This is a genomic window from Comamonas testosteroni (assembly GCF_000761245.1).
GTDB lineage: Bacteria > Pseudomonadota > Gammaproteobacteria > Burkholderiales > Burkholderiaceae_C > Comamonas > Comamonas testosteroni_C.
Window position 1 is genome coordinate 119,253 of sequence record NZ_AWOR01000032.1, and the last position, 13,242, is coordinate 132,494.

Below are 13,242 nucleotides of genomic sequence, written 5' to 3' on the forward strand. Positions count from 1 at the left end.
AATATCTGCATGGCGCCTTCTAGCCCGGCCGCCAATCGGTGCGTGTCAAAAAGACTATGAATCCGCGAGAAGCCGTACCGTATCTCGGGCGGCCACCCACTCCTCGTTCGTGGGCTCCACGCCCACCAGTACCCGGCTGTCTGCAGATGAGATGACCGGTGCATGGGCTGCATTGGCCTGCTCATCCAGCGCCAGGCCCAGCCATGCCAGATCGGCGCAGACGCGGGCGCGGATCTCCTCGCTGTGCTCGCCAATGCCCGCCGTGAACACCAGCATGTCCACCCCACCCAGCGCCGCGACCACAGAACCGATCTCGCGCACAATGCGGCGCACAAAGAGGTCCAGCGCGATGCGCGCCCGCTCGCCAGCCTCACCTGAATCCCGGACATGGCGCAGGATCACGCGCGGCTCGGACGAGATGCCCGACACGCCAAGCAGCCCCGAGTCGTGATAGAGCAGATGCCCCACCTCTTGAAGCGTCAGTTTCTCGATCTCCATCAGATAAAGCACGGCCCCCGGGTCCAGCGCCCCGGTGCGCGTTCCCATCATCAATCCGTCCAGGGCCGAGAAGCCCATGGTGGTCGCCATGCTCTGGAGCTGGTGCATGCCGCACAGACTGGCTCCGCTGCCCAGATGGGCGACGATGGTACGGCCCCTGGCCCTTTCACCATGACGCTCAGCCAAGGCAGTCGCCATATAGGCATACGAGAGCCCATGAAAGCCATAGCGGCGCACGCCGCGCTGCCACCATTCGTAGGGCAGTGGCAGGATCTGCTCCACCTTGGGCAAGCTGTGATGAAACCCAGTATCAAAGCAGGCAATCTGCACGATGTCGGGCCGCTCGCGCAACAGGATCTCGATGGCCTCCAGCGCAAACGGCTGATGCAGCGGTGCCAGCGGCACATAGCTGCGCAAGTCTCGCAACACGCCTGCATCGATGCGCGTGGACTCGAAATACTTGCTGCCGCCATGCACCACCCGATGGGCGATCGCCGCCACGGGCCGATCCTCGAGCCGAGCCGTGATGCGCTCGCGGATGATACGCAGCGCATCGCGATACGGGTGCTCTGCACCCAGCTCGATGGCAAAGGGCGGGACGCCGGTTTCGCCGAAGTCGGGAGCGGGCCCGCCAATGCCCTGCACCTTGCCGTTCCACAGGGGTTTGCGCGGCAGGGGGCTGGCGGCCTCGAAGACGGCGAACTTGATGCTCGACGAGCCGCAGTTCAGGACGATGATGACGGAATTGCTCATGTCAGTGCCTTTGTCTGCCGAAAGAGCACAGACCGCAGCAACTGCCAGCCTGGCGCCATCGGCCATGCTTTTCAGGGCGGCGTCTGCCGGTAGTGATGTGCGAGCAACAGCGCAATCGCACAGGATGCAATGCGGGACTCGCGCGAATCCGCGCGGCTGGTCAGCACGATGGGCACCTTGGCGCCAAGCACGATGCCTGCGCTGGCTGCGCCGCCCAGGTACATGAGCTGCTTGGCCAGCATGTTGCCGCTTTCCAGATCGGGCACCAGCAGGATGTCGGCCTGACCGGCCACTGGCGAAGTGATGCCCTTGGTGCGCGCGGCCTCGATGGAGACTGCATTGTCGAAAGCCAGCGGTCCGTCCAGCACGCCTCCGGTGATCTGGCCCCGGTCTGCCATCTTGCACAGTGCGGCTGCATCCAGTGTCGCGGGCATGTTGGGGTTGACCGTCTCGACGGCGGCGAGGATGGCGAGCCTGGGCCTTGCCACACCCAGAACCTGCGCCAGCTCGATGGCATTGCGCGCGATATCGGCCTTCTGCAGCAGATCGGGGGCCAGGTTGATGGCCGCGTCGGTGACGATGAAGGGGCGTGGGTAGCTGGCCGTCTGCAACACAAAGCAATGGCTTACACGCCTCTTGGTGCGCAACCCGGCACTGCCGGCAACGACAGCCGCCATCAGCTCGTCGGTGTGCAGGCTGCCTTTCATCAGTGCCTCGACTTCGCCGCTGGCGGCGAGTCTGGCGCCAAGCTCGGCTGCTGCATGACTGTGCGGCACGTCTTCGATGCGCAGGCCCTGCAGCTCGAGCCCCTGCGCAAGCGCAACCGCCTCCAGCCTGGCGCGCGGAGCGATCAGGACCGGCTCGATCAGCCCCAGCCGATGTGCGTCAAGCGCGGCGGACAGGCTGGTGGCATCGCAGGGATGAACGACCCCCACGCGAACCGGCGGCAGTTCCTTGACAGCCGCCAGCAGCCGGGTCAGACCGTGATGGGAGGCAACGTCAAGCGGCTGCGCTGCGCCGCCTGATGACATGCAAGCCGCTTGCTGCGAGGCCGGCTGCCGGGGCTGTGCATCGTGGGCGCAGAGCAGCGTCAGCGTGCTCGCGTCACGGGAAGCAACGGTGACGCGCAGGCTGTCGCCGACGGCTATGCCTTCAAACGGCTGCTGCATCATGTCTGGGCTCGGTTGACTCATCGCACTCCTTTCTTGCCGCGTGGTGCGGCCGGTTTACGTCGCGCAGCAGCCGCAGCCCGCTGGGGGGCTGCAGGAGTCTGTACCGGAGCCGGCGCCAGCTCCAGAGGTGCCTGGATCCGGGGCTGCTGCGCCAGCGCGGCCTGCTCGAACAAGGCCTGCACCTGCTGCAAGGCATGTCTCACGGCCTCATCCTCCGCGCCAGGCTCCTTATCGATGGCGGCCATCTGGGTGATGGCCTCGCCGGCCTTGCGGATGGTGTCGGCTGGCGTGCTCTTCAGCAGGCCGGGAATGGCTTCGATGGCGGCGCTGCCGCATTGCCTCATCACCAGGGTCTGCTCGCGGATGGCGGCTCGCAGCTCGGCCAGACTCCAGCTCCCAGGTGCTTGCTGCTCCAGCAATTGCGCAGCCAGGTGGTAGTAGCGCTCGTCCACAGCGCGACGCTGGGACAGCACGCTCAGCAAGCCGCGCAGCGTGGCTTCGAGCACGCCCCCTTGATCCACACTGCTCTCGATCTGTCGCTGCCTGCCCGCCATCAGTGCCAGATGCTCGGGGGTGGAGCCTGGATGCTGGCGCACTGCTGCGCTCTCGCCATAAGCATGCCCTGCCAGCGCCTGCATGAGCGGCAAGCCATAGAGCATGTCGAACCACAAGGCATAGATATGGTCGCGCCGGTCGCGGAAATCATCGAGAGCGCGATCCAGTGCGGCCGAGCACTGCTGCTGCATGTGCAGCCAGGGATTGGCCTCATCCACGGGCTGGCGATGTTCGCGTATGTATTGGGCGCTGCTGCGTATCAGGCAAGCCAGCGGGTGCTGGCTGCTCCAGGCCTCGAATTGCAGGCGCATGGGATGCAAGGTCTGCAACCAGTGCGCCGATTGGGAAGTGCTGAGCGCACGCACCCAGGGTTGCCATATGCTGCGATACAGAGCCAGGTTGATATCGGATACCCGGGCCGCTGCGTCGAAACGGCGATCGGACTCCGGATCGGGCTTGACGATATCGCGCACTTCATCGATGCCGCTGGCACGGATGCTCAACAGATAAGGGTCATGGAGCAGCTTTTGCTCCTGCTTCGTGGCATCGTCAACGCTGGCGCGATAGATGCCTGCCGGCAGCAGATTGATCTGCTCGATGGCACTGGCGAACTTGCGGTGCTGCTTGCTGCCGACGGCGCCCGAAACAAAGATGCCCAGATGCCCGATGCTGTCGTGCGTGCTGAAGATGATGGTCTGGTCATGAGCGCGCACGTCGTCGTCGCTGGCGTACAAGTCGGTGATCCAGCCCAGAGCCTGGGCCGGCGGCGTGATGTTGTCGCCATAGGAGCAGAACACGAGGATGGGCGAGCGGATATTGCGCAGATCGATGCGCACCCCGTCCGATGTCAGCAACTGGGCCGTCGACAGCCTGTTGCCTATGAACAGATTGTCGACGATGTACTGCATCTCCACATCGTTGAGGAAGACATAGCCGCCCCAGTATTTCTCGAAGTCTATATAGCGCTCAGCTTCGGTGTCGACATTCGCATAGACCTTGTACTGCTTGCTCCACAGCGTGTTGGCCGGATCGAGCTGCTCGAAGTTCTGCACCAGATGGGCGCCGTCGAAGCGGCCATTACCCAGATCGCTGGCCAGAGCCGTCATCCAGCTGCCCCCGAGAAGCCCGCCCGAATAACGCATGGGATTGTCACCGGCCCAGTACGACAGGGGCGCTCCGGCAACAATGATGGGCCCGAACAGCTCGGGCCAGACAGCGGCCGTCATCAGGATCTGCCAGCCCGCCTGGCAGTTGCCAATGACCGCAGGCTTGCCCTCACTGTCGGGGTGAAGCTCGGCCACGCGACGCATGAACGCGGCCTCGGCACGCATCACATCCTCCACCGTCTGACCAGGTACGGGATCAGGCAGAAAGCCGACGAAGTAGCAAGGGTGACCGGCCTCCAGCGCCGCACCGATCTCGCTATGGGGCTTGAAGCCACCTATGCCCGGGCCATGCCCGGCGCGTGGATCTATCACGACGAATGGACGCTTGGCAGGGTCGGCAGGCCGGTCTTCGGACGCCTGAATGCGCACCAGGCCATAGTTGACAGGTCTTGGGAGGTCCAGCCCCGACATCACGAGTTCCGCGGGGAAATGCAGCACGTTGGGCATCCTGGCCTCACGCTGGGTCCGGTACTGGTCGCCCACCTGCCGCTCGATGTCGGCATACAGCACGGCACGTTGAGCGGCATCGACCGCATAGGCCCCGGCGGCTCGCCACCATGCAAAAGGATCAACAGACCCGTTGATCGACGGACCGCCCCCGCTGGGTTTGCTCATGTCGTGCTCCCGAAGTCACAATCTTCTTGCTCAAGAAGATTCAAAAACAATAGCTTCCCGCGCTTTATGGATCGCCACAAAACGCCGGAAACATCGGATTTTTTGCAATGGAGAGCCAGCTGACCAGCCGGCCCGCAGGCGGCAGCGCCGCCATCTTTAGCTGAAGCTGTGCCAGCCTGTTGCCTACTTCTGCGCCGCTTTGCCGCTCTTGGCCTGAGCGGGGTCCTCAGTGGCCGGCGTCCAGGCAGACAGCCATTGCTTGAAGATGTCCTGCAGCGGCAAAGCGGGCAGATTGGGCGCGCCGTCTGCACGCAGGGCCTCGGCCACAGATTTTTGCCAGGCCTCCAGGGCCTGCTGCAGACCGCTGGCAAAAGCCTGCTGGTTCTTGATCGCGATATCGCTGGCGCTCTTGGCATCACTCATGCGGTCTTCGAGCCTGCGCATGAGCGCCTCGGCGGGCAGGCTGGCCAGTGATTGCCAGTCTTCGGCACGCAGCAGGCTTTGCAGCTCCGCCGTGGTTTCACTGATGCCAGCAGCACTGGTCTGCTGCGCGGCTGCCAGCCAGCGATGGCCACTTTCACGCATAAGCTGAGCGATGCGCAGTTGCAGCTCGGCATTGGCCTTGAACAGATTCAGGGGGGTCGCTTGAATGCTCATATCGTTCTCCCTATGGTGATGGTGGTGCCTATCGAGAGGCTGGCAGACCGTCCGGCATATCACCGTGACCAAACGGCTTTTGAAAACTCAATGCCCGAGCACGTACTGACCCGGAGCGTCATACAAGGGCCCGACGCCAGTGCCGCCCATGCGCGGCGGAGCTATCGGTGTGCCGGATCTGTTTTTGAGCCACTCGTCCCATGCCGGCCACCAGGAGCCTTGGCGCTGCTCGGCCTCTTGCTGCCACTGCTGGGCGACAATGTCCTGAGCGCCGACAGAGCGCGTGAGCAACTGGTAGCGGCGTCGCGGATGGCCGGGCTCGCTGACAATACCGGCGTTGTGGCCGCCACTCGTCAGCACAAAGGTGATTTCAGCCGCAGTGTGGTGGTGCAGCTTGAATACCGATTGCCAAGGCGCTACATGATCGGTGAGCGTTCCCACACAGAAGATGGGCACTTGCAGATTGAGGAGCGAGACCGGCTTGCCATCGACCGGATAGCGGCTTTCACTGAGATCGTTATTCAGAAACAGACGGCGCAGGTATTGCGAGTGCATCCTGGCTGGCATGCGCGTGGCGTCGGCATTCCAGGCCATGAGATCGCTCATCGGTGCCCGCTCGCCCAGCAGGTATTGATCGACCATGCGCGACCACAGCAGATCATGGGAGCGCAGCATCAGGAACGCGCCTGCCATCTGATCGGCACGCAGATAGCCTTGCTGGGCCATCTGGGCCTCAAGCAGGCTGATCTGCGCTTCGTCGATGAACAGAGCCAGCTCGCCCGGTTCGGTGAAATCGGTCTGCGCGGCCAGCAAGGTCATCGATGCCAGACGCTCGTCTCCATCGCGCGCCATCGCGGCGGCTGCAATGGCCAGCAAGGTTCCCCCCAGACAATAGCCTGCAGCATGCACCTTCTGCCCCGGGACGATGGCCGTGACGGCATCCAGTGCAGCACGCCAGCCCAGCTCGACATAGTCGTCCATGCCCAGATCTCGATCTGCGGCATCGGGGTTCTTCCAGGAGACGCAGAACACCGTATGCCCCTGATCGAGCAGATACTTGATCAGCGAATTGTGTGGCGAAAGATCCAGGATGTAGTACTTCATGATCCAGGCCGGCATGATCAATACCGGCTCGGGATGGACCTTGTCGGTGGTCGGTGCGTACTGGATCAGCTCCATCAGCTGGTTGCGCAGCACCACCTTGCCAGCTGTGACGGCCACATCGCGCCCCACCTGAAACCCCTCGCAGCCCGCAGGCAGCTTGTTTGTGAGCTGCGCATGCACATCTTCCATCAGGTACTGGAAGCCACGCACCAGATTCGCCCCCCCCTCTTTGGCGGTACGTTCCAGAACTATCGGGTTGGTGGCAAAAAAGTTCGCGGGCGAAAGCATATCCAGCCACTGCCTGCCCCAGAACCCGACCAGACGCTCGTGATGCTTTTCAACACCGGCAACGCCTTGGCTGGCAGCCTGCCACCAGCGCTGCTGGGCGACAAATCCCGCACTCATGACCGTGAACGGCCATTGCTTCCATTCAGGAGCCTGAAAGAGACGCTCCGCCTCCTGAGGCTGTGGCCCGCCATAACAAAGCCTGACCCATTCCTCCAGCGCCAGCCTTGCCAGATCCAGACGCTTTGCCGGGCTGATGGCAAGATTGCCGGCCCAATCCATCCAGGCCTGCCATTGGGACTCGGGAGAAACCGACAGCCACTGCTGCGCCCACATCGCACGCACAGCTTGATCAAGCTGCTGGCTGGAACTGAACTGAGCTTCGGCCTTGCGGTCAACCATAGCGGCCCCTTTTTGCTGCATGGCAATAACGCAACATCTTATGCGCTGCAGAAATTGTTGCATAGTCACGAACTGCCGGGAGTTGAGCCACATCAAGCTCCCGCAGCCGGAAGCGATCCGGCATGCGGCAGCTGGCCCCAAATACCGGGCTGCTGCAGCTAAAAGAACTCTGCAGCCTTGCCTGGATCAGGCCTGCCACCGAAGCTATTGGCCATGATTTGCAAGCTGAACGCACACCACCGCCTGCCGACGCGAGCGGCGCAGTTTTCTCATTGTGTGCAATAATGGAGAGCTTTTATGCGGAAAGTACACCGGACAGGCTGGTGCGGCTCCCGCACTTGACCAAAGGAAAGATCATGAAAGAAGGCATTCACCCCAATTACCGCGAAGTTCTGTTCGTTGACATGTCCAACGGCTTCAAGTTCGTGACACGTTCTTGCGTTTCCACCAAGGAAACCGAAAACTTCGAAGGTAAAGAGTACCCTCTGTTCAAGCTGGATACCACTTCTGAATCGCACCCCTTCTACACTGGCACACAAAAGTCGGTGGACAACATGGGTGGCCGCGTGGAGAAGTTCCGCAACCGCTTCGGCAAGAAGTAAATCTTACTTTTTTGCTGAAAAGGCAGCTCGGGCAACCGTGCTGCCTTTTCTTTTTGGGAGCTGACCCGCAGTATCCCAATGCTCCTATCATCGGAGCACCGAGCGCTCCGAACCCGGTCGCTCCCGCCTGATCAGGCCGTGCAGATACGCACCGCCGCTACCGGATTGATTGCGTGAACCAGCCCACACCTGCCATCGTTGCCCAAAGCGCCGTGCGCCGACTGCCGCGCTGGGCCCTGCTTTTGCTGTGCCTGGCCTATGTGATTCCCGGCTTTGTCATGCGCGGCCCCTGGCGCTCCAACGATATGGAGGCCTTTGGCTATATGCGCGAGCTGGCGCAGGGTCATACCGACTGGCTGTCCCCCACGCTTTCGGGTCTGGCTCCCAGCATGGACGGCCTGCTGCCCTACTGGCTGGGTGCCTTGTCGCTGCTGGGCTTCGAGTGGCTGCTCGGCGCTGAAATGGCGGCGCGCCTGCCGTTCATCGCCTTGCTGATCGTGACCCTGGGAGCCACCTGGTGGGGCGCTTACTACCTTGCACGCACGCCCGGTGCGCAGCCCGTGGCCTTTGCCTTTGGAGGGGAAGCCCAGCTGATCGACTATGCCCGCGCCATGGCCGATGCTGCCTTGCTGGCCCTGGTTGCCTGCCTGGGCCTGGCCCAGCTCTCGCATGAAACCACCAGCTATGTCACGCAGCTGGGCTGCACGGCGCTGCTGTTTTTTGCAGCTGCGGCAATGGCCTATCATCCCTGGAAGTCAGCTGCGGCACTGCTATTCGGCCTGCTGGGATTGGCCCTGAGCGGCGCCCCCACTCTTTCCGTGCTGTTCGGACTTGGCGGCAGCGTGATCGCCTTCACCCAGCGCAGCTGGGGCGACAATCCCGGCCGCGCCCACCGCCAGGCCCGCATCTGGGCCGCAGCCTGGCTGGCCGCCACGGTACTGGCAGCCAGCCTGACCACGACCCTGGATCAGTGGGTCTGGCATCTGGTGGACTCGTTCAAGGACTGGGATGCCCTGCTGCAACTGCTGCTGTGGTTCTGCTGGCCCGCCTGGCCCCTGGCCTTGTGGACGCTGTGGGTCTGGCGCCGGCAGATTGCACACCCCGGCCACAACCCGCATCTGTCCATCGCCCTGCTGTTTGCCACTGTCCCTGTGGCGGCCTGCCTGAGCAGCACCCCGGCCGATCGGGCGCTGCTGCTGGGGCTTCCCGCCATCGCCACCCTGGCCGCCTTCGCCCTGCCCACTTTCCGCCGCAGCATCAGCGCACTGATCGACTGGTTCACGTTGCTGTTCTTTACAGCATCCGCGATTGCCATCTGGGTGGTCTGGCTGGCGTTCCAGACCGGATTTCCACCCAAGATCGCTGCCAATATTGCGCGCCTCGCTCCTCAATTCGAAGCAAACATCTCCTGGCCCACGGTCATCGTGGCGCTAATCGCGACTGCCGGCTGGTTTGTACTGGTGATCTGGCGCACCTCGCGCAATCGCGCAGCCATCTGGAAGAGCCTGGTGCTCCCGGCCGGCGGCGCCACACTGAGCTGGGTGCTGCTGTCCACTCTCTGGATGGAGCCGCTGGATCATGCTCGCAGCTATCAATTCCAGATGACACAGCTGGGCGGCGAACTCAAGCACAACGGCGCCACAAGCTGCGTGCTGACCTACGGCCTGGGCCGTTCGCAAATTGCTGCCGTGCGCTACTACACCCACGTGGATACGGCACTATTGCGCCGCAGCAATCCCCGCGACTGCGGCTGGGCACTGGTCGACGCAGACCGCTGGGCGGGCGATCACAATCGCAAACTGCGCCAAGGCTGGAATGAAGTCAGCCGCATCACCCGTCTGGCGGGCCAAAAGGAAGTCCTGGTACTGCTCAAGTACACCGACCCCAAAGCCCCATGAAGGGCGAATTGCAGTACATAGGCCGACATGCAGGCACCGTGCTGGCCGGGCAGCTGGCCGTCATGGCCTTTGGCACCACCGATACCATCGTGGCCAGCCGCTACTCCAACGATGCCGTGGCCGCCCTCTCCGTAGGGTCGGCCATTTTCATCAGTGTCTATGCCTCGCTGATGGGCATTTTTCAGGCTCTGCTGCCCTTGTGGTCCGAACAGCGGGGGGCCGGTCAGGTCCAGGCAATCGGCCATTCGCTGCGCCAGTCCATGTATCTGTGTGCGCTGGCCTGCGTGCTTGGCATGGCGGTGCTGCTCATGCCCGACGCACTGCTGCGCTGGACCGATGTGCCCGACGCGCTGCAGCTGGAGGTCAAGCGCTATCTCGCCGTACTGGCCTGGGGCTTGCCACCGGCGCTGCTGTTTCGCATCTTCAGCGCGCTCAACCAGGCGCTCGGCCACCCCAAGCTGGTCACCTGGCTGCAACTGGTCTCGCTGCTGATCAAGATCCCCTTGTCCATCTGGTTCACCTTTGGTGGACTCGGCCTTGCCCCCTTGGGAGCAGTGGGCTGCGCACTGGCCACGCTGCTGGTCAACTACACCATGTTTGCCGTGGCCCTGTGGCTGATGCGCACCCAGGATTTCTATGCTCCGCTGGCGCTTTGGCAAAGGCTGGAGCGCCCAGACTGGCTGCAACTGGGCCGTTTCTGCCGCCTTGGCATCCCTGCAGGCCTGGCCATTTTGGTGGAAGTCACCTCCTTCACCCTCATGGCCCTGTATGTGGCAAGACAGGGCTCGCTCTCGTCTGCCAGCCACCAGATCGCCGCCAATCTGGCCGCCATCTGCTATATGGTGCCGCTGTCTCTGGCCATTGCCACCAGCGCCCGCGTCAGCTACTGGCGCGGCGCCGGTGATGAAGCCCAGGCCAGCACGCTGATTCAGCAGTGTTTCAAGCTTGCTTTGCTCATCGGCATTGCGACAGCAGCCACGCTTTTAATCGCTCGCACCTGGATTGCAGACATCTACACCGACTCCCCGCAGGTGCTGGCCATGACGTCCTGGCTGCTGATCTGCGTGGCCGCCTACCATGTGGCCGACTGCGTGCAGACCTATTGCATTTTCGTGCTGCGCTGCTATCGCGTGACCGTGGCGCCTTTGGTGATCTATTGCCTGCTGCTGTGGGGCGGCGGCCTGGGTCTTGGCTATTGGCTGACCTACCGATGGCAGGGCGCCGAAGGCTGGCGGGACTGGCAGGCCACGCCCATGCCCTTGTGGGTTTGCAGCGCGGCAGCCCTTTTTGTCACGGCCATGGCCTTCAGCAGCATTTTGCACAGAGCCATACGACCTCTAAAGCCGCAGGCCCGGCCCAGGACCGCCTAATGAGAAAGTGCCTTGGCGGGTAGTTCGGCAGCCGCCCGCACTCGGCTGGGCGGGAAGGTGACGGCGAATTCCGAGCCCTTGCCCAGCTCACTCTCGATACTGAGCCTGGCGCCATGGCGCTGCAGCACATGCTTGACGATGGCCAGCCCCAGGCCGGTTCCGCCCGTGTCGCGTGAGCGGCTGCGATCCACGCGATAAAAGCGCTCCGTCAGACGCGACACATGCTTTTCGTCGATGCCGGGGCCGGAGTCCTTGACGGCAAAGCGGGCCGATCCATCGGGCAGCAGTTGCCAGCGCACATCAATCTGCCCGCCTGCCGGCGTGTAGCGCATGGCATTGGCCAGCAGATTGGAAAACGCACTGTGCAGTTCTGCGCTCGCACCTGCCAGATCTCCGGCCTGCCTGAGCGCCTGCTCATCAGGAAAGTTCAGCACATGAGGTTTGGCCTGCTTGCGCGTCAAGGCATTGGACAGGCCACGAGCCTCGTTCTCACAGCGATTGAGCAGTTGCGCCACCGACACCCAGTCATTGTTGCTGGGCAGCGGGCTTCCCTCCAGGCGCGACAAGGTCAGCAAGTCCTCGACCAGATGCTGCATGCGCTCGGCCTGCTGGGCCATCAGCTCCAGATAGCGCCTTCGCTCGTCTTCCTCAAGCGGCAGGTTCTGCAGGGTCTCGACAAAACCGGCCAGCACGGTCAGAGGCGTGCGGATTTCGTGGGAGACATTGGCCACGAAGTCACGGCGCATGGCTTCGGCCTGCTCCAGCGCCGTCACATCGCGCGCCAGCAGCAGCTTGCGTCCCTCGCCATAGCCATAGAGCTGCACCGACAGCTTGACCGGCCGCGAAGGCGTGCTTTCGCGCCCCTGCATGACCAGATCATGGCTGAAGTCCTGCGCTGCAAAATAGGCACTGAACTGGGGATCTCGCACCAGGTTACCGATGCTTTGCAGCACATCGCGCTCGGCGTCAAAGCCGAATTGCTTGGCGGAAATCTGATTGCACCATTCGATGCGGCCCTGTGCATCGAGCAGCACCACACCATTGGGACTGGCCTGCAAGGCAGACAGAATGTCATTGAGCCGCTGGTCGCCCTGCTGCACCTGCTGCACGCTCTGACGAATCCAGCGGCGCATGCGCACGCTGGCCTCGCCCCAGATACCTGCCAGGTTGGGCACTGCGCCCAGCTCCGACTGACGCAGCCAGTGCAGCAGACGCGCGCCATTCCAGCTGTCCACCAGCCACCATATCCAGCCGCCGATCAAGGCTCCCGTCATGGCCGCCACGCATTGCTGCAGCGCCGTCGCACCGGGTGCAACGAGATAGGCCCACAGCAGCCATACCACCACGGCTGCCGCGAGCTGAGAAGCCAACAATCGAAAACCACGCCACCCCATATTTGCTTTCAGTTGTGATTTTTGACGACCCAGCCAGGCCGGGCCGAGGTTCGGGGGGAAGTGCTGTCAGGCCATGGCCTGGGCGCTGAAACGGTAGCCCGCACCGCGCACGGTCTCAATCAGAACACCCGCCACACCCAGCGATTCTCGCAAGCGCTTGACGTGCACATCCACGGTGCGCTCTTCAATGAAGACATGATCGCCCCAGACCTTGTCGAGCAACTGCGCACGGCTGTGCACACGCTCGGGGTGCTTCATCAGATAGTTGAGCAGCTTGAACTCGGTGGGACCGATCTTGAGCAGATCGCCCTGCCAGCTCACACGGTGGGCCGCGGCATCCAGCACCAGCTCGCCAATGCTGACCTTGTCCTGCACCTGCTCAGGCGCACGGCGGCGCAGCACGGCACGAATTCGGGCCAGCAGCTCCTGAGTGGAGAAAGGCTTGGTGATGTAGTCATCCGCTCCGGCATCCAGGCCCGCCACCTTGTCGGGCTCATCGCCACGCGCCGTCAACATGAGAATGGGCACGGCCTTGGTGCGGCTGTCGGCACGCCATTTGCGGGCCAGAGACAGACCGCTGGCCCCGGGTAGCATCCAGTCGAGCAAGATCACGTCGGGCAGCACGGCATCAAGCTCGCGCTGCGCCGAAACACCGTCTTCCGCCCAGACGGGCTGGAAGCCGTTATGCCTCAAATTGACCGCGATCAACTCTGCAATCGCAGGTTCGTCCTCCACGATGAGGACCATGGGCATCTTCTTCATCCCTGAGTA

At 63.0% G+C, this 13,242-nt stretch carries 10 protein-coding genes; 3 read left to right on the forward strand and 7 right to left on the reverse strand.

The genetic code is table 11. The features are described 5' to 3' along the window. Positions 1 to 54: 54 nt before the first annotated feature. The 5 genes from P353_RS07255 to P353_RS07275 form a co-directional block, all read right to left on the reverse strand. Positions 55 to 1,251 (reverse strand): acetate/propionate family kinase, encoded by a 1,197-nt coding sequence (locus tag P353_RS07255; protein ID WP_034367413.1) that lies wholly within the window; start codon positions 1,249 to 1,251, stop codon positions 55 to 57. 71 nt (positions 1,252 to 1,322) lie between these two features. Continuing rightward, entirely contained in the window at positions 1,323 to 2,444 is a 1,122-nt protein-coding gene (locus P353_RS07260) for a bifunctional enoyl-CoA hydratase/phosphate acetyltransferase (RefSeq protein WP_080750468.1), read from the reverse strand. Continuing rightward, positions 2,441 to 4,759, reverse strand: a complete 2,319-nt coding sequence (locus tag P353_RS07265) for a DUF3141 domain-containing protein (RefSeq protein ID WP_034367295.1) — start codon at positions 4,757 to 4,759, stop codon at positions 2,441 to 2,443. The genes P353_RS07260 and P353_RS07265 overlap by 4 nt, the downstream gene beginning before the upstream one ends. A 183-nt stretch (positions 4,760 to 4,942) precedes the next feature. Next, complete coding sequence (locus P353_RS07270) at positions 4,943 to 5,416, reverse strand: phasin family protein (RefSeq protein ID WP_034367298.1); 474 nt, start codon at positions 5,414 to 5,416, stop codon at positions 4,943 to 4,945. Between the two features lie 87 nt (positions 5,417 to 5,503). Continuing rightward, on the reverse strand, positions 5,504 to 7,207 hold the full coding sequence (locus P353_RS07275; protein WP_034367300.1) for a PHA/PHB synthase family protein: 1,704 nt from the start codon (positions 7,205 to 7,207) through the stop codon (positions 5,504 to 5,506). Between the two features lie 356 nt (positions 7,208 to 7,563). Here P353_RS07275 and P353_RS07280 point away from each other — a divergent pair, with 356 nt between their 5' ends. From P353_RS07280 to P353_RS07290, 3 genes are all read left to right on the forward strand, one after another. Then, complete coding sequence (locus P353_RS07280; protein WP_003053459.1) at positions 7,564 to 7,809, forward strand: type B 50S ribosomal protein L31; 246 nt, start codon at positions 7,564 to 7,566, stop codon at positions 7,807 to 7,809. A gap of 173 nt (positions 7,810 to 7,982) precedes the next feature. Beyond that, complete coding sequence (locus P353_RS07285) at positions 7,983 to 9,707, forward strand: hypothetical protein (protein WP_034367302.1); 1,725 nt, start codon at positions 7,983 to 7,985, stop codon at positions 9,705 to 9,707. Next, positions 9,704 to 11,077 carry an MATE family efflux transporter gene (locus tag P353_RS07290; RefSeq protein WP_034367305.1) on the forward strand — a complete coding sequence of 458 codons (1,374 nt, stop codon included), beginning with the start codon at positions 9,704 to 9,706 and terminating at the stop codon, positions 11,075 to 11,077. Before P353_RS07285 ends, P353_RS07290 begins: the two co-directional genes overlap by 4 nt. Here P353_RS07290 and phoR read toward each other — a convergent pair. Continuing rightward, positions 11,074 to 12,450: a phosphate regulon sensor histidine kinase PhoR gene (phoR, locus tag P353_RS07295; RefSeq protein ID WP_034367307.1), complete on the reverse strand. Its 1,377-nt coding sequence runs from the start codon at positions 12,448 to 12,450 to the stop codon at positions 11,074 to 11,076. The two genes, P353_RS07290 and phoR, sit on opposite strands and share 4 nt — an antisense overlap. An 87-nt stretch (positions 12,451 to 12,537) precedes the next feature. After that, positions 12,538 to 13,233, reverse strand: coding sequence for a phosphate regulon transcriptional regulator PhoB (gene phoB / locus P353_RS07300; protein WP_003053455.1), 696 nt, complete (start codon positions 13,231 to 13,233; stop codon positions 12,538 to 12,540). Between the last annotated feature and the right edge of the window lie 9 nt (positions 13,234 to 13,242).